Origin of the sequence: Agrobacterium sp. (assembly GCF_032092815.1) — a bacterium.
GTDB lineage: Bacteria > Pseudomonadota > Alphaproteobacteria > Rhizobiales > Rhizobiaceae > Agrobacterium.
In genome coordinates this window covers 155478-179559 of the sequence record NZ_DAMDBP010000002.1, presented here as the reverse complement: position 1 = coordinate 179559, position 24082 = coordinate 155478, and the positions used below count along the sequence as shown (strand labels likewise).

19 protein-coding genes are annotated in these 24082 nt (G+C 56.0%); 16 read left to right on the top strand and 3 right to left on the bottom strand.

Annotated elements, in window-relative coordinates; genetic code table 11:
• The 5 genes from hisH to coaA are packed head-to-tail and all read left to right on the top strand — an operon-like array spanning position 1 to position 3509.
• On the top strand, positions 1–651 hold the full coding sequence (hisH, locus tag RT613_RS01790) for an imidazole glycerol phosphate synthase subunit HisH (RefSeq protein ID WP_313612499.1): 651 nt from the start codon (positions 1–3) through the stop codon (positions 649–651).
• A gap of 1 nt (position 652) precedes the next feature.
• Positions 653–1387, top strand: coding sequence for a 1-(5-phosphoribosyl)-5-[(5-phosphoribosylamino)methylideneamino]imidazole-4-carboxamide isomerase (gene hisA / locus RT613_RS01785; protein WP_313612497.1), 735 nt, complete (start codon positions 653–655; stop codon positions 1385–1387).
• Positions 1384–2160 carry an imidazole glycerol phosphate synthase subunit HisF gene (gene hisF / locus RT613_RS01780; RefSeq protein ID WP_313612495.1) on the top strand — a complete coding sequence of 259 codons (777 nt, stop codon included), beginning with the start codon at positions 1384–1386 and terminating at the stop codon, positions 2158–2160. The genes hisA and hisF overlap by 4 nt, the downstream gene beginning before the upstream one ends.
• A 21-nt stretch (positions 2161–2181) precedes the next feature.
• Positions 2182–2505: a phosphoribosyl-ATP diphosphatase gene (locus tag RT613_RS01775; RefSeq protein WP_313612493.1), complete on the top strand. Its 324-nt coding sequence runs from the start codon at positions 2182–2184 to the stop codon at positions 2503–2505.
• 29 nt (positions 2506–2534) lie between these two features.
• On the top strand, positions 2535–3509 hold the full coding sequence (gene coaA, locus RT613_RS01770; protein ID WP_313612491.1) for a type I pantothenate kinase: 975 nt from the start codon (positions 2535–2537) through the stop codon (positions 3507–3509).
• Between the two features lie 78 nt (positions 3510–3587).
• On the opposite strand, the gene lysM is transcribed toward coaA, so the two are convergent.
• The 3 genes from lysM to RT613_RS01755 form a co-directional block, all read right to left on the bottom strand.
• Positions 3588–4043 carry a peptidoglycan-binding protein LysM gene (gene lysM / locus RT613_RS01765; protein ID WP_313612489.1) on the bottom strand — a complete coding sequence of 152 codons (456 nt, stop codon included), beginning with the start codon at positions 4041–4043 and terminating at the stop codon, positions 3588–3590.
• An 81-nt stretch (positions 4044–4124) separates the two neighbouring features.
• Positions 4125–4559 carry an alternative ribosome rescue aminoacyl-tRNA hydrolase ArfB gene (arfB, locus tag RT613_RS01760; RefSeq protein WP_313612487.1) on the bottom strand — a complete coding sequence of 145 codons (435 nt, stop codon included), beginning with the start codon at positions 4557–4559 and terminating at the stop codon, positions 4125–4127.
• A 209-nt stretch (positions 4560–4768) separates the two neighbouring features.
• Positions 4769–6379 (bottom strand): phosphoenolpyruvate carboxykinase, encoded by a 1611-nt coding sequence (locus RT613_RS01755; RefSeq protein WP_313612485.1) that lies wholly within the window; start codon positions 6377–6379, stop codon positions 4769–4771.
• A gap of 331 nt (positions 6380–6710) precedes the next feature.
• Here RT613_RS01755 and chvI point away from each other — a divergent pair, with 331 nt between their 5' ends.
• The 11 genes from chvI (at position 6711) to addA (ending at position 24059) form a co-directional block, all read left to right on the top strand.
• Positions 6711–7436: a two-component system response regulator ChvI gene (gene chvI / locus RT613_RS01750; protein ID WP_192490622.1), complete on the top strand. Its 726-nt coding sequence runs from the start codon at positions 6711–6713 to the stop codon at positions 7434–7436.
• A gap of 179 nt (positions 7437–7615) precedes the next feature.
• On the top strand, positions 7616–9373 hold the full coding sequence (locus RT613_RS01745; RefSeq protein WP_409558742.1) for a stimulus-sensing domain-containing protein: 1758 nt from the start codon (positions 7616–7618) through the stop codon (positions 9371–9373).
• Positions 9363–9824 carry an HPr kinase/phosphorylase gene (locus RT613_RS01740; protein WP_313612481.1) on the top strand — a complete coding sequence of 154 codons (462 nt, stop codon included), beginning with the start codon at positions 9363–9365 and terminating at the stop codon, positions 9822–9824. The genes RT613_RS01745 and RT613_RS01740 overlap by 11 nt, the downstream gene beginning before the upstream one ends.
• Before the next feature lie 134 nt (positions 9825–9958).
• Entirely contained in the window at positions 9959–10360 is a 402-nt protein-coding gene (locus RT613_RS01735; protein WP_313612479.1) for a PTS sugar transporter subunit IIA, read from the top strand.
• A 16-nt stretch (positions 10361–10376) separates the two neighbouring features.
• Entirely contained in the window at positions 10377–10652 is a 276-nt protein-coding gene (locus tag RT613_RS01730) for an HPr family phosphocarrier protein (protein ID WP_313612477.1), read from the top strand.
• A 145-nt stretch (positions 10653–10797) separates the two neighbouring features.
• Positions 10798–12201, top strand: coding sequence for an adenosylhomocysteinase (gene ahcY / locus RT613_RS01725; RefSeq protein ID WP_313612476.1), 1404 nt, complete (start codon positions 10798–10800; stop codon positions 12199–12201).
• A 199-nt stretch (positions 12202–12400) separates the two neighbouring features.
• Positions 12401–14974, top strand: a complete 2574-nt coding sequence (locus RT613_RS01720; RefSeq protein ID WP_313612474.1) for an ATP-binding protein — start codon at positions 12401–12403, stop codon at positions 14972–14974.
• Complete coding sequence (gene tsaE, locus RT613_RS01715) at positions 14971–16488, top strand: tRNA (adenosine(37)-N6)-threonylcarbamoyltransferase complex ATPase subunit type 1 TsaE (protein ID WP_313612473.1); 1518 nt, start codon at positions 14971–14973, stop codon at positions 16486–16488. Before RT613_RS01720 ends, tsaE begins: the two co-directional genes overlap by 4 nt.
• An 80-nt stretch (positions 16489–16568) precedes the next feature.
• Positions 16569–17306 (top strand): nucleotidyltransferase family protein, encoded by a 738-nt coding sequence (locus RT613_RS01710; protein ID WP_313612471.1) that lies wholly within the window; start codon positions 16569–16571, stop codon positions 17304–17306.
• A complete protein-coding gene (gene addB / locus RT613_RS01705; RefSeq protein ID WP_313612470.1) occupies positions 17303–20491 on the top strand; it encodes a double-strand break repair protein AddB in 3189 nt (1062 codons plus the stop codon). Before RT613_RS01710 ends, addB begins: the two co-directional genes overlap by 4 nt.
• A complete protein-coding gene (addA, locus tag RT613_RS01700) occupies positions 20481–24059 on the top strand; it encodes a double-strand break repair helicase AddA (protein ID WP_313612468.1) in 3579 nt (1192 codons plus the stop codon). The genes addB and addA overlap by 11 nt, the downstream gene beginning before the upstream one ends.
• Positions 24060–24082: the final 23 nt, after the last annotated feature.

The following is a 24082-nucleotide window of genomic DNA, read 5'->3' as shown; positions in this document are numbered from 1 at the left end:
ATGCGTGTGGCAATCATCGACTACGGTTCGGGCAATCTGCGCTCGGCCACCAAGGCTTTTGAACGGGCCGCAACGGAAGCAGGCATTGCCGCCACGATTGAACTGACTGACAAGGCAGATGTCGTGGCAAAGGCAGACCGGATCGTGTTGCCGGGTGTTGGTGCCTATGCCGATTGTCGCGCCGGCCTGAATGCCGTGCCCGGCATGCTGGAAGCCTTGAAGGATGTCGTGGAACACAAGGCACGACCATTTCTCGGCATTTGTGTTGGCATGCAGCTGATGTCCGAACGCGGCCTTGAGAAAACCACCTCGCAAGGGCTTGGCTGGATCAAGGGTGACGTCGTTGAGATGACACCGGATGACAAAACCTTGAAAATTCCACAGATCGGCTGGAACACGCTGGATTTGAAACACCCTCACCCGCTGTTTGATGGCATCAAAACCGGTAAGGACGGTCTGCACGCCTATTTTGTGCACTCCTACCACCTGGCCGCGACAAACCATGATGATGTGATCGCCACCACCAATTACGGTGGAGCGATGACGGCGTTCGTCGGTCGCGACAACATGGCCGGTGCACAGTTCCACCCCGAAAAGAGCCAGACGCTCGGCCTCGCCCTGATTTCCAATTTCCTGCGCTGGAAGCCCTGACATGATCCTTTTTCCCGCAATCGACCTTAAAGACGGCCAGTGCGTACGCCTGAAGCTTGGCGACATGGACCAGGCCACGGTCTACAATCCCGATCCTGCCGCACAGGCCAAGGCCTTTGAAGATCAGGGTTTTGAATGGCTGCACGTTGTGGATCTGAATGGCGCGTTCGCCGGTGAAAGCGTCAACGGCGCGGCTGTCGATGCCATTTTGAAAGCCACCAAAAATCCGGTGCAGCTGGGCGGTGGTATTCGCACGCTCGACCATATCGAAGCATGGCTATCGCGTGGCCTCGCCCGCGTCATTCTCGGCACCGTTGCCGTGCGTGATCCGATGCTGGTCATCGAGGCTTGCAAACGTTTTCCAGGTCAGGTTGCCGTTGGCATTGATGCCAAGGGTGGCAAGGTTGCGGTTGAAGGTTGGGCCGAGGCCTCTGAACTGGGTGTGATCGAACTTGCAAAGCGCTTCGAAGGTGCCGGCGTTGCCGCAATCATCTACACCGACATTGACCGTGATGGCATTCTGACCGGTATCAACTGGCCGTCCACGCTGGAACTGGCCGGTGCCGTTTCCATTCCGGTGATTGCATCGGGTGGTCTCGCCTCGATTGATGATGTCAAACGCATGCTGGAACCGGACGCGACCAAGCTGGAAGGTGCGATCTCCGGTCGCGCACTTTATGATGGCCGCATTGACCCGGCACAGGCGCTGGCCCTGATCAAGGAGGCACGCGCATGAGCCTGAAAGCCCGTGTTATTCCCTGCCTTGATGTCAAGAACGGCCGTGTCGTCAAAGGCGTCAACTTCGTTGATCTGATCGACGCTGGCGACCCTGTTGAAGCGGCAAAAGCCTATGACGCTGCCGGTGCCGATGAACTTTGTTTCCTCGACATCACCGCATCATCCGACAATCGCGACACGATTTTCGATGTCGTATCGCGCACGGCCGATCACTGTTTCATGCCGTTAACCGTGGGTGGTGGCGTGCGTGCCGTTTCCGACATCCGCAAATTGCTGTTGTGTGGTGCCGATAAGGTGTCAATCAATTCCGCCGCCGTCAAAGACCCGGATTTCGTAGCACAAGCCGCGGACAAGTTCGGCAACCAATGCATCGTCGTTTCGATTGACGCCAAGAAGGTGTCAGGCGCTGGCGAAGCCGATCGCTGGGAAATTTTCACCCATGGCGGTCGCCAGACAACCGGCATTGATGCGGTAGAATTTGCCATCAAGATGGTGGAGCGTGGTGCAGGTGAACTGCTGATCACCTCCATGGACCGCGACGGCACCAAAAGCGGTTATGACATTGCACTGACGCGCACCATTGCCGATCAGGTCCGGGTGCCGGTTATCGCATCCGGCGGTGTCGGCAATCTCGATGATCTGGTCGCGGGTGTACGGGATGGCCATGCCACTGCCGTTCTCGCAGCCTCCATCTTCCACTTTGGTCTCTATTCCATTAGCGAAGCCAAACAGTATATGGCCGATCATGGCATTGCCATGCGTCTGGATTGATATCAGCCTCAGGAACACATCATGAGCGGTTTTTCCCTTACCGATCTCGAACGTATTGTTGCGGCCCGCGCTGCAGCCTCACCGGACGAATCATGGACGGCCAAGCTTTTTGCGGCCGGTCAGCCGCGTGCGGCAAAAAAACTTGGCGAAGAAGCGGTGGAAACCGTGATCGCCGCAATTTCCAATGATCGCAGCGAGCTGACCAAGGAAAGCGCTGATCTGCTTTACCATCTGCTTGTTGTGCTGAAGATTGCCGATATTCCGCTAACCGAGGTGATGGCGGAACTGGAGCGTCGCACGGTGCAGACCGGTCTTCAAGAAAAGGCGTCGCGTCCCAAGGCCTGATCAAGGCCGGGCACGCAGAGGAGAGGCGCATGCAGACGACCAACACACTCGACCATTTCCGCGCCGATGAATATTCGCCCTACCACTTCTTCTCATCCGAGGAATGGGCGAAATTTCGTGCGGATACCCCACTGACACTATCGGCCGATGAAGTCAGCCGTTTGCGGTCACTGGATGACCCGATCGATCTCGATGAGGTTCGGCGCATCTATCTGTCGCTATCGCGCCTGTTGTCATCGCATGTAGAAGCATCGCAGCTGCTGTTTGAGCAGCGCAACCGCTTCCTCAACATGGCCGATGTCAACAAGACGCCATTTGTGATTGGCATTGCCGGCTCCGTGGCGGTGGGCAAATCAACCACCGCCCGTATCCTGAAAGAGCTGCTGGCCCGCTGGCCTTCCAGCCCCAAGGTCGACCTCATTACCACGGATGGATTTTTGTATCCCAACGAGGTGTTGAAACGCGAAGGCCTGATGGAGCGCAAGGGTTTCCCGGAAAGCTATGACATCGGCGCGCTGTTGCGCTTCCTGTCGGCGATCAAGGCTGGGCAGGCCGAGGTAAAGGCGCCGCGTTATTCGCACCTTGTCTATGACGTGTTGCCCAACGAATATTCCATCATCGATCAGCCCGATATCCTGATTTTCGAAGGCATCAACGTGCTGCAGTCGCGGGATCTGCCAGCAGGCGGCCGTATCGTGCCGATCGTTTCGGATTTCTTTGATTTCTCGATCTATATCGATGCTGACGAACATCTGATCCATAACTGGTACGTCAACCGGTTCATGAACCTGCGCAAGACGGCGTTTCGGGACCCCAACTCCTTCTTCAATCGCTACGCCTCGATCAGCGAAGACGAAGCATTGCGGATTGCTGAAGGGCTTTGGGCCAATATCAACCTGAAAAACCTGCGCCAGAACATCATACCGACCCGTCCGCGTGCCGATCTCATTCTGCACAAGGGCAACAAACACCTGATCGACACGGTGGCGCTGCGAAAGCTTTGATCGGTTCGAAAACGAAAAATGCCGCAGACACTAGGCCTGCGGCATTTTCAAAATTCAAACCGGATGTTTCAGAAGGCCTTATTCATCCAGTGCAGGAATACGCAGCACCTGGCCGGGATAGATTTTGTCCGGATGGGTCAGCATCGGCTTGTTGGCCTCGAAAATAATGTTGTTCTTGGCGCCCTTGCCTTTGCCGTATTGGGCTTCGGCAATCTTCCAGAGATTGTCGCCCTTCTTGACTGTGTAGAAAACCGGCTCTTTTGCCGGTGCAGCGGCCACTTTCAGCTCGCCAGCTTCCACCTTGGAAACACCAAGTGTGTTGCCTACGGCGATGACAGCCTTTTCGAAAGCGGACTGATCGGCCACCTCACCCTTCAGGACGATCTTGTCATCGACCACATCGACCTGCACCTGGTCAGTACCGAGATTATGAGATGCCAGTTCCTTTCTGACAGCTTCAGCATCAGGCGCATCGTCATCGCCTCCAAGACCGAGTTTCTTGCCTGCATTTTTGATAAAGCTGAACAATCCCATGGTGATTTCCTCTCATGTTCGGAAACACTAAAAGACTGTAAGGCAGGGCAAAATACAAGCGTGTTTTGCAGCTGCGACAATTCAATCGCCGGTTGGCCTGCCACGCATCTTCTTGACTTCAGAACGACCTGACTTTTCTTTCAGACGACGTTCAACCGAACCCTTGGTCGGTTTGGTGGCCTTGCGCACCGGTGGCGGTGGTTTTGCCGCCTCGAGAATGAGCTCTTTCAATCGCTCACGCGCATCTTCGCGGTTGCGTTCCTGACTGCGAAAACGGCTGGCTTCAATCATCAGCACGCCCTCTTTCGAGACGCGGCGCCCAGCCAGATGCTTGAGGTTGGTCTTGACGCGATCGGTCAAGGCCGGAGAGGTTTCAACGCTAAAGAACAATTGAACCGCAGTCGACACCTTGTTGACGTTCTGGCCCCCCGGTCCACCAGCCAGCACGAATTGTTCCGTCAGTTCCCATCCGGAAATCGTTATTCGATTGCTGACAAAGAGCGGTTCACTGGCCATTTGCGGTTTCTCCGGCGCGCGTCATGCCACAGATCGGCACGATTGAAAACCGCAAGAGCCGCCTGAAAGTCCAAAGCGGGCCAGTTTGCGGCCGTTGATGCTTGTATGGCGAAGCACTCGACAAAAAACCCGGCGAAATATCGCCGGGTTTCACGTGAATCCAAACTGCTGTCCTTCGCGTCCACCGGGACGAAAAGGGCATGCACTGATTACTCAGCTGCGACCTTCAGGCCAGGAGCGGCATCACGCACCTTGCTATCAACATGGTCCTCGAACTTCGTGAAGTTGGTCACGAACATCGACACCAGTTTTTTGGCCTGTGCGTCGTAAGCGGCACCGTCTGCCCAGGTCGAGCGCGGGTCGAGAATGCTGCTGTCGACGCCTTCGAGTGACGTCGGCACCGCAAAACCGAAATTCGTGTCGTTGCGGAACTGTGCGTTTTTCAACTCGCCGGTCAGTGCAGCCGTCAGCAATGCGCGGGTTGCCTTGATCGGCATGCGTTTGCCAACGCCGTAAGCGCCGCCGGTCCAGCCGGTGTTGACCAACCAGCAATCCACCTTGTGTTGGCTGATCAGATCACGCAGCAGGTTGCCATATTCGGCCGGATGACGTGGCATGAATGGTGCGCCAAAGCAGGTCGAGAAGGTTGCTTCCGGCTCGGTTACGCCCTTTTCAGTACCGGCAACCTTTGCGGTGTAACCGGACAGGAAGTGGTACATGGCCTGTTCAGGTGTCAGGCGGGCAATCGGAGGCAGCACACCAAAGGCATCAGCGGTCAGCATGATGATGGTCTTTGGATGGCCAGCAATACCGGTTTCCGATGCATTCGGAATGAAGTGCAGCGGGTAAGCGCTGCGGGTGTTTTCGGTCAGTGAATTGTCGTTGAAATCTGGAACGCGGTTTTCGTCCAGAACGACATTTTCCAGCACCGTGCCAAAACGACGGGTTGCGGCATAGATTTCCGGTTCCGCTTCTGCAGAGAGTTTGATTGCCTTGGCGTAGCAGCCACCTTCAAAATTGAAGATGCCCTCTTCGCCCCAACCATGTTCGTCATCGCCGATCAGTGTACGCGACGGATCGGCCGACAGGGTGGTCTTGCCCGTACCAGACAGGCCGAAGAACACAGCCGAATCACCAGCCGGGCCGACATTGGCCGAGCAGTGCATTGGCATGACGCCCTTGGCCGGCAGCAGGTAGTTGAGAACCGTGAACACAGACTTCTTGTTTTCACCGGCATAAGATGTGCCGCCAATCAGCACCAAACCATTGGTCAGGTCGCAGGCGATAACCGTTTCAGTGCGCACACCATGGCGCTCAGGATCGGCCTTGAAGCTTGGCAGGTTGATGATGGTCAGCTTCTGCTTGAAGGATGCCAGCTTTTCACGCAGAGGGCGGATCAGCAGATTGCGGATGAACAGACCATGCCATGCCAGTTCGGTGACAACACGAACCGGAAGCACGTTGTTTTCGTCGGCACCGCCCAGCAAATCCTGAACGTAAAGTGTCTTGCCAGCGGCATGCGCCAGCATGTCCTTGTGCAGGATTTCAAATTTCTCAGGAGAAATCGGCTTATTGTTGTCCCACCAGATGGTGTTTTCGGTGGATGCATCGCGAACAACAAACTTGTCCTTTGGCGAACGGCCAGTGTGTTGGCCAGTGACCGCACGCAGGGCGCCGTCGGCAGTTACATCCGCTTCACCATTGCGGATCGCCTCTTCGTAAAGTTCGCTCTCGATGAGATTGTACTTGACGAGCGAAGCACCGGCCAGACCAAGCTCGGACACTCCGTTGGCAGGATTACGAATTCCAAGCTCCTCCATGAGCAATTTCCTTTTGTTGCAGCCAAAGCCATTGAAATTTTCGCAAGCCTATGGCCCGCATTTCAGAAACGCAAGAGCCTCTTTCTAAATACATCAATAAATTCAATATATTAATCGATTTAGAATATTTTATTTCATTTTAAATCGTTTAAACAATCGCAGATTTTCGTATTCGGCATGGGTGGAAACGCCCAATCGCGATGTTGCGGAATGTCGCATCCTTTTTCTTTGCCACAATTTGTTCCACCTTTATACTCATGAACACGCTCACGGCGCTCCAACCTGGCTGGGTATGATGTCGAGAGAGATGATGACGATGGAGATAAACACTATGCAGACAATTGCCCTTGTGGACGACGACAGGAATATTCTGACATCCGTTTCCATCGCCCTCGAAGCCGAGGGTTACAAGGTTGAGACCTATACGGATGGCGCGTCGGCACTGGATGGGCTTCTGGCTCGCCCGCCGCAGCTGGCCATCTTTGACATCAAGATGCCCCGCATGGACGGCATGGAACTGTTGCGTCGCCTTCGCCAGAAATCCGATATTCCAGTGATCTTCCTGACATCCAAGGATGAAGAGATCGACGAATTGTTCGGCCTCAAGATGGGCGCCGACGATTTTATCACCAAACCGTTTTCGCAGCGTCTGCTGGTGGAACGCGTCAAGGCAATCCTGCGTCGTGCCAGCAGCCGTGAAGCTGCTGCAAGTGGCGTACCGGGCACCAAGTCGGCAGCGGACCAACAGGCCCGTACGCTGGAGCGTGGCCAGCTGGCCATGGACCAGGAACGCCATACCTGCACCTGGAAGGGTGAACCGGTTACCCTGACTGTCACGGAATTCCTTATTCTGCATTCACTGGCACAGCGTCCCGGCGTGGTCAAAAGCCGTGATGCGCTGATGGATGCCGCTTATGATGAACAGGTCTATGTGGATGACCGTACCATCGACAGCCACATCAAGCGTCTTCGCAAAAAGTTCAAGGTCGTTGACACCGACTTCGATATGATCGAAACGCTCTATGGTGTAGGCTATCGCTTCCGCGAAGCGGCCTGAACGGCATATAGAGGCGTCCAACGAGAGACGGCTACCCCCGCCATGACCAAGCGACAGTGCTTGGTCAAAGGGAATGATAAAGAACAGGCCAACCAATAGATGGTGTTGGCCGTCTTTGCCCGGGCGGTGAAAAGGAACAGGAATTGCTAAAGCAAACCTTTGAGAACAACGCACAGAATATGGATGCGGACGATCGTATGCAGGATCGCCCTCACCGTATTCACCCGTTGACACTCATTCGGCGGATTTTTGGCAATGCCGTTTTTTCCAGTCTTACCCGCCGCATCCTGTTTTTCAATGTTGCGGCGACGGTCGTTCTGGTGGGCGGTATTCTCTACCTCAACCAGTTCCGTGAAGGGCTGATCGACGCCCGCGTTGAAAGCCTGCTGACGCAGGGCGAAATTATTGCTGGCGCAATTTCAGCGTCGGCTTCGGTCGACACCAACTCGATCACCATCAATCCCGAAAAGCTGCTTGAGCTGCAGGCTGGCCAGAGCATTACCCCGGTTCCCAATGATGAGGACTTAAGTTTCCCGATCAATCCGGAACGGGTTGCGCCGGTTCTGCGCCGGTTGATTTCTCCGACCCGCACCCGCGCAAGACTGTTTGATGCGGATGCAAATCTGCTACTTGATTCGCGCCACCTTTATTCGCGCGGTCAGGTCCTGCGCTTTGATCTTCCGCCCGTTTCCAATGAAACGACAAGCTGGGGTGACTGGTTCGCCAGCCTGTTTAACCGCATGCTGCAATCCGGCAGCCTGCCACAATACAAGGAAGCACCTGGTGGCGACGGCTCGATCTATCCTGAGGTGATGAACGCGCTGACCGGTGTTCGTGGCGCGGTGGTGCGTGTGACCGACAAGGGTGAGTTGATCGTATCAGTGGCGGTGCCGGTCCAACGTTTCCGAGCAGTTCTTGGTGTTCTGCTACTGTCCACACAGGCGGGCGATATCGACAAGATCGTTCATGCCGAACGTCTGGCCATCATGCGCGTGTTTGGTATTGCCACCCTGGTCAACATCGTGCTGTCTCTGCTGTTGTCATCGACCATCGCCACACCGCTGCGCCGCCTGTCGGCTGCTGCCATTCGCGTTCGCCGTGGCGCTCGGACACGTGAAGAAATTCCTGACTTTTCTGCCCGTCAGGACGAAATTGGTAACCTCTCCATCGCTCTTCGTGAAATGACTACGGCGCTCTATGACCGGATTGATGCGATCGAAAGTTTTGCGGCTGACGTCAGCCACGAACTCAAAAACCCACTGACGTCGCTGCGCAGTGCGGTTGAGACGCTGCCGCTTGCCAAAACCGATCAGGCAAAACAGCGCCTGACAGAAGTCATTTTCCACGACGTGCGCCGACTTGACCGCTTGATCAGTGACATTTCCGATGCATCGCGTCTTGATGCCGAGCTTGCCCGCGCCGATGCCAATCCGGTTGATATGGAAGTGCTGGTCAAAAGCCTGGTCGAGATTTCGCAGCAGATCAGTGCCAAGAAAAAAGCCGTCAAGATCGAATACAAGGCGGATCACAAGGCTGGCGTCAAAACCAACTTTGTCGTCAACGGCCACGATCTGCGTCTTGGCCAGATTGTTACCAACCTGATCGAGAATGCGCGCTCCTTCGTGCCGGAAGACAATGGTCGGATCTTCGTGCATCTCTACCGCCATCGTGATCGTTGCGTGATCCGTGTCGAGGACAATGGTCCGGGCATTCAGGCTGAAAACATCGATCGTATCTTTGAGCGTTTTTACACCGACCGACCATCGACCGAAGATTTCGGCCAGAACTCGGGCCTTGGCCTGTCGATCAGCCGACAGATTGCCGAAGCTCATGGTGGCAGTCTGAAGGCCGAAAACATGCTCGACCAACACGGTTTGATCACCGGAGCGCGGTTTACCTTGAACCTGCCAAGTGCTGAACAGCACCATGACCGCTAATCGCACCAATCTTCATGGCACGGCGATTGTCGTCGATGAGACAGGGATTGTGTTTATCGGGCCTTCCGGCAGCGGCAAATCCTCTTTGGCTTTCGCGTTTTTGACGGAAGCGCGTTATGCCGGACAGTCGTCTGCGCTGATTGCCGACGATCAGATTTTTGTGTCGCAACAGCAGGACGGCACGATCATGGCGGAGCGGCCTGATGCCATTGCCGGGCTTATGGAATTGCATGGCAGTGGTATTGTGCGGATGGACAGCGTTGAAACGGCGAGACTGCATTATGCGGTGATGGTTCTCTCACCAGGCGGTTCCCACGACCGGTTACCACAGGAAAACGAGCTTTTTCCCCTGCCCTGCGGCGGCCAGTTGCCATTGATACGAATTCCGCTGCAATGCCACAATCCGCTTGCCAGGTTCAGGACATTGGTAAGCAATTCGCTTTATGCATGAGACAAATGCGTCGATTGCCTCATTTTTGGACTTGCGATTCCTGTTTTCATCACCAAGATGGCTACCCACCGGTGGACAGGATTGCGGCATTGCGGTAGTCGGCAATTCAGAATGCGTGTGCAAGGGAGCATTTCATGATCGGACTCGTGCTTGTCACTCATGGCAAGCTGGCTGAAGAATTTCGTCATGCCGTAGAGCATGTCGTAGGTCCGCAGAAGTTGATCGAAACGGTTTCAATTGGCCCGGAAGATGACATGGATCAGCGCCGGCAGGATATTCTTGATTCCGTTGCGCGTGCAGATGATGGAAATGGTGTTATTATCCTGACCGACATGTTCGGCGGTACGCCTTCCAATCTTGCCATTTCCGTCATGCATAATGGTCCAATCGAAGTGATTGCCGGTGTAAACCTGCCCATGCTGATCAAGCTGGCCGGTGTGCGTGGCGAAAACAACATGGACAAGGCACTGCAGGAAGCATCCGATGCAGGCCGTAAATACATCAATGTCGCCAGCCGTGTCTTGAGCGGCAAATAACGGACGTTTCACACCCATGTCGCCACTGTCCCGCGAATTGCTGATTATCAACAAACGTGGCCTGCATGCCCGTGCTTCGGCAAAATTCGTGCAGATGGTTGACGGTTTCGACGCCGAAATCACCGTTTCGAAAGACGGTATGACGGTTGGCGGGACCTCGATCATGGGTCTAATGATGCTGGCGGCAAGCCCCGGCTGTACCGTGCTTGTAGAAGCCAGCGGAAACCAAGCCGAAGAAGCGCTTACCGCGCTCGATGCGTTGGTTGCCAACCGCTTCGGTGAAGAAGCGTAAGACCGAAACTAAGCCCGCGCGAACATATAAAGACATAAAGACTTCTTTATATCATTATTGCCAGATTGGATGAAGCCTGATACACCCCTTGGCCAACAGTTGCCACCAAGGGGTGCGAACGCACCTCACTGATCTGGAGAAACGCATGAGCACTGAGACCAAGGATTATATCGTCGCAGATATCAACCTTGCTGCATTTGGCCGCAAGGAACTCGATATCGCCGAAACAGAAATGCCAGGCCTGATGGCTTGCCGCAGCGAGTTCGGCGCTTCCAAGCCGCTCAAGGGTGCGCGCATTTCCGGTTCGCTGCACATGACGATCCAGACCGCGGTTCTGATCGAAACCCTCAAGGAACTCGGCGCCGACGTTCGTTGGGCATCGTGCAACATTTTCTCCACGCAGGACCATGCTGCTGCGGCGATCGCTGCTGCCGGCATTCCGGTTTTCGCCGTCAAGGGTGAGAGCCTGACTGAATATTGGGAATACACCGACAAGATCTTCCAGTGGACCGATGGCGAGCCATCCAACATGATCCTGGATGATGGTGGCGACGCGACCATGTACATTCTGCTCGGCGCCCGCGCTGAAGCTGGCGAAGATGTTCTGTCGAACCCCGGTTCTGAAGAAGAAGAAATTCTGGTTGCGCAGATCAAGAAGCGCCTCAAGGCATCGCCAGGCTGGTTTACCAAGCAGCGCGAAGCCATCAAGGGTGTAACGGAAGAAACCACCACGGGCGTTCACCGCCTGTACGACCTGGCCAAGAAGGGCCTTCTCCCCTTCCCAGCCATCAACGTCAACGACAGCGTCACCAAGTCGAAGTTCGACAACAAGTATGGCTGCAAGGAATCGCTGGTTGACGGCATTCGCCGCGCGACCGACGTGATGATGGCTGGCAAGGTTGCTGTCGTTTGCGGTTACGGCGACGTTGGCAAGGGTTCGGCTGCTTCGCTTCAGGGCGCTGGCGCCCGCGTCAAGGTCACCGAAATCGACCCGATCTGCGCATTGCAGGCCGCCATGGACGGTTTTGAAGTTGTTCGTCTGGAAGACGTTGTTTCTTCGGCTGACATCTTCATCACCACCACCGGCAACAAGGACGTTATCCGCATCGAGCATATGCGCGAGATGAAGGACATGGCGATTGTTGGCAATATCGGCCACTTCGACAATGAAATTCAGGTTGCTGCGCTCAAGAACCTCAAGTGGACCAACATCAAGCCACAGGTCGACATGATCGAGTTTGCCAAGGGCAACCGCATGATCCTTCTGTCGGAAGGTCGCCTGCTCAACCTCGGCAATGCAACTGGCCACCCATCCTTCGTGATGTCGGCTTCGTTCACCAACCAGGTTCTGGGCCAGATCGAACTGTTCACCAAGCCAGGCGAGTACAAAAACGACGTTTACGTTCTGCCAAAGCACCTCGATGAAAAGGTTGCGCGCCTTCACCTCGAGAAGCTCGGCGTGAAGCTGACTGAACTTTCTGACGTGCAGGCCGACTACATTGGCGTATCGAAAGTTGGTCCGTTCAAGGCTGAACACTACAGATATTAACCATATCAAAATTATCCACAATATATAGTGATCGCCCGCTTGACAAAGCGGGCGATTTCTTTTTTGGCGCAGTCCCTTCCCGCAGATTCCCTAAGGCAGTATTGTTTAAGCTCTTGATTCGTGAGGCTTCCGCAGAGAAGTCGCGCGAAAATGGGATGTCTTGTCGATGAGCGGCACAAAGGACGGAGACAGACCGGGAATGTCGGTAAAGAGAAAAAATCCGCTTCAGCGGGTACAAAAAGACGTGGGCGAATCCAGCCTGACACGAACGCCCGGCGCGTATGTGCGATTCTATCGTACCGCCCGTAACAGGGTTTCTGTTTTTGGTGGCCGCTTTGTTGCATTCCTGTCCGGCACGGCGCTGGCAGGTGTTGCACAAGCGCAGGAAACCAACATCATTGAAAATGGAGAACGTCTGTTCTCCTCCAGCGAGACCATCGGTTTCTCGATGGTTATTGGCGTTTTGGCCGCAAGCCTGCTTTCCGTTGTGTGGCTGGTTCGCCAGCGTGGCAATATCGAAGCGGAAAGCCGCGACTATCGCACGGCGCTTGCTGATGCCAACCAGAAGATCGACACCTATCAGGCGCTGATTTCGGACAAGAGCCGCCGTATCGTGGTTTGGGAAAATACCGGCAGACGCCCTGATTTTATCGGCCAGCTTCCGGCCGAGACGGGCGCACCACAAAATGACGCAGATTTCCTGGCCTTTGGCCGCTGGTTGAAATCCGGGTCTGCCAGCCAGCTCGAAAAAGCTATTGAAAAGCTGCGCAGCCACGCACAAAGTTTTGACCTGACCATCGAGACCCACCGCGAAGAGGTTATCGAGGTTCAGGGCCGCGTTTCCGGCGGCAAGGCATTTGCTCGTTTCATTGCGCTGAGCAATCTGCGCGCCGAACTGGCTGAATTGCGGATTGAGCGCGAAAGGCTGCTCTCCTCGATCAATGCGTTTGAAGAACTGCTCGATGCGCTGGAACAGCCTGTCTGGCGGCGCAACAGCGATGGCCAGTTGTTGTGGGTCAACCATGCCTATGGCAAGTCGGTTGATTCCAGCAATGCCGCCGACGCCGTCAAGGAACAGCGTGAACTTCTGACCACTGTGACGCGTCAGAAAATCCGCGCCGTGACCACGCCGGAATCTCCGTTCTCCGACCGTATTTCTACTGTCGTGAACGGCAACCGCACCTTCTTTGATGTGGTGGATGTCAAGACACCAGGTGGCTCTGCCGGTATTGCGATTGATACGTCGCAGGCTGAGGCCATTCGCGAAGAGTTGAAGCGCACACTGAAAAGCCATGCCGAAACGCTCGACCATCTGGCGACACCTGTGGCGATTTTCGACGGCCAGCAACGCCTGCAGTTTTATAATCAGGCATTCGCCCGTCTCTGGGAACTCGATATCGTGTTCCTCGAAGGTCACCCTGACAATTCCGAACTTTTTGACCGTTTGCGATTGGCCGGCAAGCTGCCTGAAGAACTGAACTGGAAGAGCTGGAAGGAATCTGCGCTTTCCGTTTATCGTTCGCTCGACACACAGACCGATCTCTGGCACTTGCCTAATGGCCAGACGCTGCGGGTTATCGCAACGGCGCACCCGCAAGGCGGCGCGACCTGGGTGTTTGAAAACCTCACCGAACAGGTGGACCTGCAGACCCGTTACAATACGCTGGTCAAGGTACAGGGTGAAACCATCGACCATCTGGCCGAGGGTGTCGCCGTGTTTGGTGCGGACGGACGTATTCGTCTGTGCAACCCGGCATTCCGGGCACTGTGGGGCGTCACTGCCGAACAGGCAGAACCGGGCACCCACATCAAGGCCATCGAAAAGGCCTGTTCCGCTTCCTATGAAAAGCCGGATGGCTGGCGCGAATTCAGCCAGTTCATCACCAGCTTTGATGATGAGAGACGGTCCAAGCAAGGCACGCTGGAACTGCTGTCCGGCCTGGTGCTGGATTACGCGATTATTCCGCTGCCGGACGCGCAGACCATGCTGACCTTCGTCAACATGACTGATAGCGTAAGAGCAGAGCGCGCGTTGAAGGAAAAGAACGATGCGCTGTTGAAGGCCGACGAACTCAAGAATGATTTCGTCCAGCACGTGTCCTACGAATTGCGGTCACCACTGACCAACATCATCGGTTTCACCGATCTGCTCAAGACACCGGGCCTTGGCACGCTGAACGAGCGACAAGGCGAATATATCGACCACATCTCGACCTCGTCGTCCGTGCTGTTGACCATCGTCAACGACATTCTCGATCTGGCGACGGTAGATGCCGGCATCATGCAGCTGCAATACAGCGAAAATGACCTGAACGCCTTGCTGGATGACGTGGCCGAACAGATCACCGACAAGCTGCATGAAAGCAATGTCGAGCTGGAAATCGCCGCGCCGGTGAAGCTCGGAACCCTGGTTGCCGACCACCAGCGCCTGAAACAGATCCTGATCAAGCTTCTGACCAACGCGGCCAATTTTGCGCCTGAGGGCTCGACGATCCTGCTGACCTGCAACCGCAATGGCAGCGATTTTGTGTTCTCGGTGTCCGACAAGGGACCCGGCATTCCGGAAGATGTTCTGAAAACGGTGTTTGATCGCTTCTCGAGTCGCGGTAATGGCGGTCGTCGCAGCGGTGCCGGACTTGGCCTTTCGATCGTTGAAAGCTTTGTCAGCCTGCATAAGGGTGAAGTGCATATCGACAGCAAGCCGGGTGAAGGCACTGTCGTGACCTGCCGTATCCCGCCCTACATCAACCCGCATTCCATCGCTGCGGAATGAGCCTGAACGTGTCCGCGACCACGCACATTCCACTGGCGGAAGACGCGGATACCAAGCGGCTGGGCGAGCAACTCGCCCTTACCCTGAAACCTGGCGATTGCGTTGCACTGGTCGGCGATCTCGGAGCCGGTAAATCCACACTGGCGCGGGCATTTATCCGCGCCATGGCAGAAGACGACGAGCTTGAAGTTCCAAGTCCGACCTTCACCATCGTGCAGAGTTATGCGCTGCGCATACCCGTCCATCATCTCGATCTCTACCGCTTGTCCGATGTGAGCGAGCTGGATGAGCTTGGTCTGGATGAAATGCTGAAAGACGGCATTTGCCTGATTGAATGGCCTGATATTGCCGAACAGGATTTGCCCAGAGAAAGCCTGCTCACGTTGCAACTGGAGCATTCCGGCAGCGGGCGTCTTGCGACGCTAAACGGCCCTGCCCGCATCCTTGATAGGCTGAAGCGTGTCATCGAAATCAGTGACTTTTTGCAGAAAGCCGGGCATGGCACGGCAAAACGCCGGTTTTTGAGCGGTGATGCATCCTCACGCGCCTATGAAACGATCCTGCCGCAGGATGGTCCCGGCCTTATCCTGATGGACTGGCCGACACCGCCCAAGGGTGCGATCATTCAGGATGGCAAGACCTATGCCGAGATCGCCCATATTGCGCAGACGCCACCGGCCTTTATCGCAATCGGTCATTATCTCGCCAGCAATGGACTGGCGGCACCGGCTATTCACGCAACAGATATCGACAAGGGCCTGTTGCTGCTTGAAGATCTGGGTCGCGATGGTGTTCTGGATGAGGCGGGCAATCCGATCGCGGAGCGTTACCTCGAAAGCGTCTCTGCTCTTGCCAAGCTGCACGCCTTGAAAACACCTGGTATTTTACCAGTCGAGAACACCGAAACCTATTCCATACCCGGATTCGATCGCGCCGCCATGAAAGTGGAAGTGTCGCTGCTGATCGACTGGTATCTGCCCTGGAAACGTGGTTCCGCCGCGTCCCAGGACGAACGGGACGATTATTTTGCGATCTGGGATGGGCTGATCGATGAAATCGCCGACAGTGAGAAAAATCTGCTGCTGCGCGATTTCCACTCACCCAATATCATATGGCGTGATGAGAAAAGCGGAACCGACAAGGTTGGTCTTATTGATTTTCAGGATGCGATGATCGGGCCTACGGCCTATGACGTGGCGTCGCTGGTGCAGGATGCGCGGGTGACGATACCGCAAGCGCTTTCAGACAGGCTGCTTGAGCATTATATCCAGCAGCGCCACCAGCAGTCCGACGGCTTTGATGAGGTGAAATTCCGCGACGCTTTTGCCATCATGGCGACGCAGCGCAATTGCAAGCTGGCGGGCATCTGGGTGCGGCTGATGCAACGCGATGGCAAACCGGGATATATGCGCCACATGCCGCGCACGATGACATATCTGCAAGCCGTCTTGAAAAATGATCGGCTTTCCCCCTTGCGGGACTGGTTAATCAAGGCTGATATCGGCATTCTTTAAAGCATCGCGCTGGAAAACGTGTCGCGATTTTCGGATCATCCGATGCTTGAACAAGTGACGTCTCGAACCGAACGGGTAACATGACAATTCGCAATGCAATGGTTCTGGCGGCGGGCCTTGGCACCCGGTTGCGTCCAATTACCGACACCATCCCCAAGCCTCTGGTGGTTATCGGAAACAAACCGATGATCGATTACGCCCTTGATGCGCTGACACAGGCCGGCATAGAGACCATTGCCATCAATGTGCATCATCATGCCGAGCAGATGGAAAGACATCTGGCTGGATATGCCGGAGCAGAAATTCTGATTTCTGATGAACGCGACCGGCTGATGGATTCCGGTGGCGGATTGGCAAAGGGGTTAAAACTGCTGCCACCCGGCCCTGTGATGGTGATGAATGCCGATCTGTTCTGGCTTGAAAAAAATGGCATAGAGCAAACCGCCCTGCAGAAATTAGCCGGATTCTTCGACGGTGAAAAAATGGACATGGCCATGCTCTGCGTGAAGCTGGAGCACACGACGGGCCATAATGGTAAAAAGGATTTCAACCTCGATGAAGACGGCCGTCTAAGCCGTTATCGCGAGGGAGATGACAATCCGGTCGTTTATGCCGGTGCCATCGCGATGGATTCCCGATTGCTGGCTGACGCTCCAACGGAACCGTTTAACCTCAACATCTATTTCGACCGAGCGATAAGTGCCGGTCGTCTGTTTGGTACCATGCTGGACGGTGAATGGATTACCGTTGGCACACCAGATGCGATTGAAGCTGCAGAAACGACCATCCGCCGCTTCAACGGCGGAGAAGCGGCATGAGCGGATCCCTCCACCACCGCCGCATTGTCACCATCGCTGCCGGCAGCCCGTTTCTGAAAACGTTAGCCGAGACCCTGTGCGACGGTCGCCTGACCCCCGACTATCGCTATGACCCGACCGACCCGCTGTCACTGGCGCGGGTGACAATCTATGTGCCGACCCGTCGTTCGGCCCGTAACCTGCGCTCGGAATTTGTCGATCTTCTGGGCGGCAAATCAGCCATTCTTCCGGTTATTCGTCCGCTGGGCGAGACGGACGATGACAGCGGTTTTTTTGATGCCGAAACGCCTGCCCTGCTTGACCTTGCTCCACCGATTTCCGGTACGGCGCGACTTCTGGAACTGGCACGGCTGATCCTTGCCTGGCGCAACAGCCTGCCGGATGCCATTCGTGCCGTGCATTCCGATTCACCCCTCGTTGCACCGGCCAGCCCTGCCGATGCCATCTGGCTTGCCCGGTCACTGGCCGAGGTGATCGACGCCATGGACACCGAAGAGCTGGATTGGGAGCGGCTGGGTGAACTCGATACCAGCGAACATGCGCAGTGGTGGCAACTCACCGCGGACTTCCTGAAAATCGCCAGCCAGTTCTGGCCAGCGCGATTGAACGAATTGAACCGTTCCTCCTCAGGCCGTCACATGAATTCCGTTCTGCGTGCCGAGGCTCTCAGGCTTTCGAAACTTGACGATAGTGGCCCGGTCATTGTCGCGGGTTCCACAGGTTCCATTCCGGCAGCGGCCGATCTGATCGTTTCCGTTTCCCGTCTCAGACAAGGCATTGTCGTCCTCCCTGGTCTTGATACATCCATGCCGGAGGAAAACTGGGTGGCCATTGCCGCCGATCCGGATGACCCATCCAGCCGCACCCATCCGCAATACGGATTGTTCGTGTTGTTGCAGAAACTTGGTGTGTTGCGACGCGATGTCGAGGCACTGTCTTCCCCTGCCCCGGATCTTGAAAAACGCGCCATCGTATTTTCCGCGGCCATGGCGCCCGCGCAAGTGACCGATGACTGGGGCCGCTGGCGCGATGAAAACCCGCAATCCGTTTTTGAAGAAGCATTCCAGAATGCAAGCCTGATTGAAACGGCCAATGAACGCGAGGAAGCCACCGCAATTGCCATTGCCTTGAGACTGGCGCTGGAGAAGCCCGGTCGCAACGGAACACAGTCACAGGCAGCCCTCATCACGCCGGACCGTGCCTTGGCGCGGCGGGTGGCAACCGAGCTGGCCCGCTTTGGCATTGAGGCCGACGATTCTGCCGGTACACCACTGACAGCGACACCACAGGCGACATTGCTGCAATTGGCCCTGGAAGCGATTTTGCGACCGGGCGATCCGGTTGCCATCGTCTCGTTGCTCAAACATCCGCTTGCACGGTTTGGCACGACGGCTGACGCGCACGAAAAGGGCATGACCGGGCTGGAACTTCTGGCGCTACGCGGCGGCACCGAGGAAGTTGATATTGCTGCGATCAGTGAGCTCCTAACCGAGCAACTTGACCAGCATCGTACCGACCGTCATCCGCCGAAGTGGCGAAGCGCACTGCCGGAAGACGTCGCTGTGCACGCAGCTGAGCTCGCAGCCAAGATCACGCCAGCCATCGAACCGCTGACATCAGCCTTTTTACGGGAGAGCCGGTCGGGCAGATTGCTTACCGAGCGTTTGCCACTGTCTCAATGGGCAGAAAGAACCGGTCGCGTGCTGGAAGCCATCTGCCTTGATGAAAATGGCGATCTGGCTGCTCTATGGTCCGGAGAAGCTGGCGAAAAGCTCGCCAATCTGCTCGCCGAGCTGATGGAAAGTGGTGATATTCTCGACGCCGATGGTCCGCAATGGATCGATATCGTCATGGCACTGGTGACGGGCGAATCGACCAAACCCCGTGCCATGAGCCATCCACGTGTGTTCATTTTCGGTGCTCTGGAAGCCCGCCTGCAAACCATGGACACGATGATCCTTGGCGGCATGAATGAAGGTATTTGGCCGGGCCAGACCACCAACAATCCGTTCCTGTCGCGCAGCATGAAAACCGCCATTGGGCTGGAACCGCCAGAACGCCGCATTGGCCAGCTGGCCCATGACTTCGACATGGCCAATGGGACACGCGATATATTTTACACCCGTTCGCTGCGACAGGGTTCGGCACCGTCCGTTGCCTCACGCTGGTTGCAGCGCCTGCTGGCACTGGGCGGAGCCGAATTTGCAAAGAAGCTGAAGGAACGCGGTGAACCTTACCGGCAATGGGCAGCGATGCTGGATAGCGGCCTGTCGCAAGATCCGGCCAGACGCCCCTCGCCGATTGCGCCGGTTGAATTGCAGCCCAAAAGCTATTCCTTCAGCGAAGTGGGCAGATTACGGCGTGATCCTTACTCGATCTACGCCCGGCGTATTCTGAGACTTGACCCGGTCGATGAATTCAACCGCGACCCGGGCGCTGCCGATCGCGGCACGCTCTACCACCGTATTATCGAACGCTACACCAGCGAAGGACATATTCCCGGAACGCCCGCATCCTATGAGGCGATGCACGCAATTCTCAACGACTGCTTTGATGCGGAAGATTTGCCTGCCCATATCGATGTGGTCTGGCGGCAACGCTTCGTTGCCGTTGCCAATGCCTTCGTCGATTGGGAAAAACAGCGCCATCATGACATCCGCCGGACCTATACCGAAGTGCCTGCCGGCATGGAAATACCGCGTGCTGGAATTAGGCTCACCGGAATTGCCGACCGCATCGACCTGAAGAAAAACGGCCTTGCCGATATTGTCGATTACAAGACCGGCCTTTCCCCATCGGTGCAACAGGCCCGCGCGCTGCTTGATCCGCAGTTGGCGTTGGAAGCCGCTGCATTAAGGGGTGGCGCATTTCGCAATGTCGGCAATCAGGAACCGGAAAACCTCGTTTATGTACGCCTGCGGCCGGGCGAGCGGTTCTCGTCCGAACAGGTCAACAATGAACACTCAACCCGATCCGGTAAAAAGCAGCCCAAATCCGCGCTGGAACTGGCAATCGAATCCATCGAGCAACTGGAGAAATTTGTCGGTCTTCTGCAGCGCGGAGAACGTGGCTTTGCCTCACGCCTGATTCCGGAACAGCAACAGGCCTATGGCGGCGAATACGACCATCTTGCGCGGGTCTCGGAGTGGTCTACCGCAGAAGCGGGAGACGGCGATGGCGAGTGATATCATGCATTACGAGACAGAAACCGATAACCCGGCCAATGATGATCCAAAAAGCTGGATCGACTGGACTGTCAGCCAACAGACGCGTGCCTCCGATCCGCTTGGATCGGCCTGGGTGTCGGCCAATGCCGGTTCTGGCAAAACCCATGTGTTGACGCAGCGCGTTATCCGCCTGCTTCTCGACGGATGCCGGCCGTCTGCCATTCTCTGCCTGACCTATACCAAGGCGGCAGCGTCTGAAATGTCGAGCCGCGTGTTTGACCGGTTGGCGGAATGGGCAACTTTGCCGGATGAAGATCTGGCAAAGCGCATCGCAACAATTGAAGGAAAACAGCCTGACCGGTTGAAACTGGCCGAGGCACGGCGGTTGTTTGCTCGGGCATTGGAGACACCGGGTGGTCTGAAAATCCAGACCATTCACGCGTTCTGCGAAGCGCTGTTGCACCAGTTCCCGCTGGAAGCAAATGTTGCCGGGCATTTTTCCGTGCTGGATGATCGCGCCGCCTCCACCCTTCTGGCGGAAGCTCGGCGCGCCCTGTTGACCGCCGTTTCTGGCGATGCCGACAGCGAACTGGCACAGGCGCTGGCCTTCGTGCTGGATATTGGCGACGAAACGGGACTTGAAAGCCTGCTGAGTGCGATTGTCGCCAGCCGAAACCCTATTCACGCCTTTCTGGCCACCGCCGACAAAAACGGCGGTATCGACGCCAAGTTGCGAAGCGCCTTTGCCATTCCTGATGGGATGAGCGAACAGGATGCAGCGGCAGCCTTTTGGCCCTTGCCATATTTAAGCGGTGCGGTGCTCGATGCCTATTTGACGCTTGCCGATGAGGTTGGTGGCGCCCGAGCCGAGGTAGTAGCCTATCAGCTGCGGCTGGCGATCAAGGAAAGCGATCCACTCAAACGGATGGATTTTGTCGAGGCGGCCATCCTTACCGAAAAAGGCTCACCGAAAACCGATGCCTTCCTGTTCAACAAGGCCATGTCGAAAGCAGCACCGGAGCTGCCCGACGCCTTTGCGGCGGCCAAGGACCATGTTGTCGCCTGCCGTAACAGCTATCGCACCTTGCGCATGCTATCTGCCACCCGCGCCGCGCTCGTGCTGGCCGAACGGTTGATCCGTGAATTTGAAGACTTGAAGAAGCAGCGTAGCCAGCTTGATTTTGAAGATCTGATCGAACGGGCAGCGACACTTCTCAATCGCGACACCGCCGGTGCATGGGTTCACTACAAGCTGGACCAGGGCATTGACCATATTCTGGTCGACGAAGCGCAGGACACCAGCCCTGTGCAGTGGTCGATCATCCAGTCTCTGGCGGCAGATTTCTTCAATGGCACCACCGCACGTGCAACACGCCGCACAATGTTTGCGGTGGGGGATGAAAAACAATCCATCTACTCCTTCCAGGGTGCTCGCCCGGAACGGTTTGCGCAGGAACGTCGGGACACACAAAGACGGGTTCTTGCGGTCGAACAGGTGTTCCATCCTGTTCGATTGCCGCTGTCCTTTCGTTCGACCGAAGATGTGCTGTCGGCTGTCGATCAGGTCTTTTCCAATGAGGAAAATGCCAGAGGCCTCAGTTTTACCGGTGAGCCGGTGGAGCATCGCTCCAACCGCATTGGCCAGTCCGGTACGGTAGAAGTTTGGGACATGATTGCCGCAGAACAGACCGACACGGAAGAGGACTGGACGGCACCGTTCGATTCCCTACCAGAAAGTGCGCCGCCTGCCATGCTCGCCCGGCGCATTGCCTCACGCATCGGCGAGATGATCGGCAAACAGACAATTACCGAAAAAGGTGTGACACGGCCAATCGAGGCTGGTGACATTCTGGTTCTGGTGCGCAAGCGTCATGCCTTCGTCAACGCCTTGACGCGGGAGCTGAAAAAACGCCGCGACATACCCGTTGCCGGTGCCGACCGCCTGCGCCTGACGGATCACATTGCCATCCAGGATCTTTTGGCACTTGGGCGCTTTGTATTGCTGCCACAGGATGATCTGTCGCTTTCGGCGCTGCTCAAAAGCCCACTGTTCAACCTGTCTGAAGACGATATTTTCGCGATCGCCGCCAAACGACAGGATGATGAAAGCGTCTGGCAACATCTGCAACGGTTGTGCCTCGCTGACATCCCCTCTCCCTACCAGCCCGCACTGGAGCGACTGCAGGCCTTCATCACGCTTTCCAGAACAGAAACCGTGCATGACTTTTTTGCCGCGGTTCTGGCGCTGCATGAAGGACGCAAACTGTTCCTCGCCCGCCTCGGTAATGAGGCAAGCGACGTGATGGACGAATTCCTGTCCTTTGCGCTTGACCATGAACGCGCCGGCCTGCCCGGCCTGCAATCCTTTATCTCGGTTTTGGAAACGGATTCACCCGAGGTTAAACGCGAGCAGGACAAGGAGCGCAATGAAGTGCGCATCATGACCGTGCATGCGTCTAAGGGTCTGGAAGCACCTGTGGTATTTCTGGTGGACGGCGCCTCCAAAGCCTTCAACCACAGTCATTTGCCAAAACTGCGCTTCATAGAAAACGGCGAAGATAAATTCCCTGTCTGGCTGCCCGGCAAGGGGTTCAGCAACAGTCTGACGGAAGCGGATGAAACACGCCTTAAATCCTCGGCCGAAGAAGAATATCGCCGCCTTCTCTATGTGGCGATGACCCGTGCCGCCGACCATCTGATCGTTTGCGGATATCGCGGACCAAAGGAAAATCCGGATTGCTGGCATGCAATGATTGCCGCAAGCCTCGCCTCCGATACAACACGCTGCAAATCCGTTACGCTGAAAAATGGTGCCGAGGAATGGGGCGGGCTGTTGTGGCAGTCAAGCGAAGGCGGCACTGTCGCAGGTGTTGAACAGGGCACGTTGGATTTACCGCCGGCTGGCCCCGTCCTTCCTTCGGCACTGGCAGAGGCGCTGCCGCCACAACCTTACCTGCCTCGTCCGCTCAGCCCATCCGGTGCCGGTACGATTATTGACGATGGTGCGGACGACCTGATCGTCACATCACGATTGTTTGCCACCGAAAAAGCCTCATCATCAGGCATTGCCCTGCAGCGTGGACGGCTTATCCACCGCATGATGCAGATGTTGCCTGACTTTGCAGAAGACGAGCGACGCGATGCGGCGACACGTTATGTCGAGCGCGCCGCACGTTTCTGGCCACAACGCGAACGCGACAGTTTGATTGAAACCACGCTGTCGGTGTTTTCAAATCCTGAACTCAAGGCTGCATTTTCTGCCAACAGCCGCGCCGAAGTTTCCATCATGGGAACATTGACGCTTGGCAAAACGGATTATGCAGTATCGGGCCGTATCGACCGGCTGGCCGTTGACGGCGATCATGTGATCCTGATCGACTACAAGACCAACCGCGTTCCACCAAGGGACAATGCTGACACGCCCCACGCCCATAAGGCGCAGCTTGCCATCTACAAGCGGATTCTGGAGCCGCTTTATCCCGGAAAGACCTTCATTTGTGCGCTGGTCTACACTGAAAACGCGAAGCTTGTGACACTCGATGAGAAAGAACTGACACTGGCCCTTGCCGCGATCAAGACAAAGTGAGATACCGGGAAAACTGTTATCCG

Excerpts from the sequence above, each read along its gene's own strand:
- hisH (WP_313612499.1), top strand. The coding sequence starts at position 1 with ATGCGTGTGGCAATCATCGACTACGGTTCGGGCAATCTGCGCTCGGCC.
- hisA (WP_313612497.1), top strand. The coding sequence starts at position 653 with ATGATCCTTTTTCCCGCAATCGACCTTAAAGACGGCCAGTGCGTACGC.
- hisF (WP_313612495.1), top strand. The coding sequence starts at position 1,384 with ATGAGCCTGAAAGCCCGTGTTATTCCCTGCCTTGATGTCAAGAACGGC.
- RT613_RS01775 (WP_313612493.1), top strand. The coding sequence starts at position 2,182 with ATGAGCGGTTTTTCCCTTACCGATCTCGAACGTATTGTTGCGGCCCGC.
- coaA (WP_313612491.1), top strand. The coding sequence starts at position 2,535 with ATGCAGACGACCAACACACTCGACCATTTCCGCGCCGATGAATATTCG.
- lysM (WP_313612489.1), bottom strand. The coding sequence starts at position 4,043 with ATGGGATTGTTCAGCTTTATCAAAAATGCAGGCAAGAAACTCGGTCTT.
- arfB (WP_313612487.1), bottom strand. The coding sequence starts at position 4,559 with ATGGCCAGTGAACCGCTCTTTGTCAGCAATCGAATAACGATTTCCGGA.
- RT613_RS01755 (WP_313612485.1), bottom strand. The coding sequence starts at position 6,379 with ATGGAGGAGCTTGGAATTCGTAATCCTGCCAACGGAGTGTCCGAGCTT.
- chvI (WP_192490622.1), top strand. The coding sequence starts at position 6,711 with ATGCAGACAATTGCCCTTGTGGACGACGACAGGAATATTCTGACATCC.
- RT613_RS01745 (WP_409558742.1), top strand. The coding sequence starts at position 7,616 with ATGGATGCGGACGATCGTATGCAGGATCGCCCTCACCGTATTCACCCG.
- RT613_RS01740 (WP_313612481.1), top strand. The coding sequence starts at position 9,363 with ATGACCGCTAATCGCACCAATCTTCATGGCACGGCGATTGTCGTCGAT.
- RT613_RS01735 (WP_313612479.1), top strand. The coding sequence starts at position 9,959 with ATGATCGGACTCGTGCTTGTCACTCATGGCAAGCTGGCTGAAGAATTT.
- RT613_RS01730 (WP_313612477.1), top strand. The coding sequence starts at position 10,377 with ATGTCGCCACTGTCCCGCGAATTGCTGATTATCAACAAACGTGGCCTG.
- ahcY (WP_313612476.1), top strand. The coding sequence starts at position 10,798 with ATGAGCACTGAGACCAAGGATTATATCGTCGCAGATATCAACCTTGCT.
- RT613_RS01720 (WP_313612474.1), top strand. The coding sequence starts at position 12,401 with ATGTCGGTAAAGAGAAAAAATCCGCTTCAGCGGGTACAAAAAGACGTG.
- tsaE (WP_313612473.1), top strand. The coding sequence starts at position 14,971 with ATGAGCCTGAACGTGTCCGCGACCACGCACATTCCACTGGCGGAAGAC.
- RT613_RS01710 (WP_313612471.1), top strand. The coding sequence starts at position 16,569 with ATGACAATTCGCAATGCAATGGTTCTGGCGGCGGGCCTTGGCACCCGG.
- addB (WP_313612470.1), top strand. The coding sequence starts at position 17,303 with ATGAGCGGATCCCTCCACCACCGCCGCATTGTCACCATCGCTGCCGGC.
- addA (WP_313612468.1), top strand. The coding sequence starts at position 20,481 with ATGGCGAGTGATATCATGCATTACGAGACAGAAACCGATAACCCGGCC.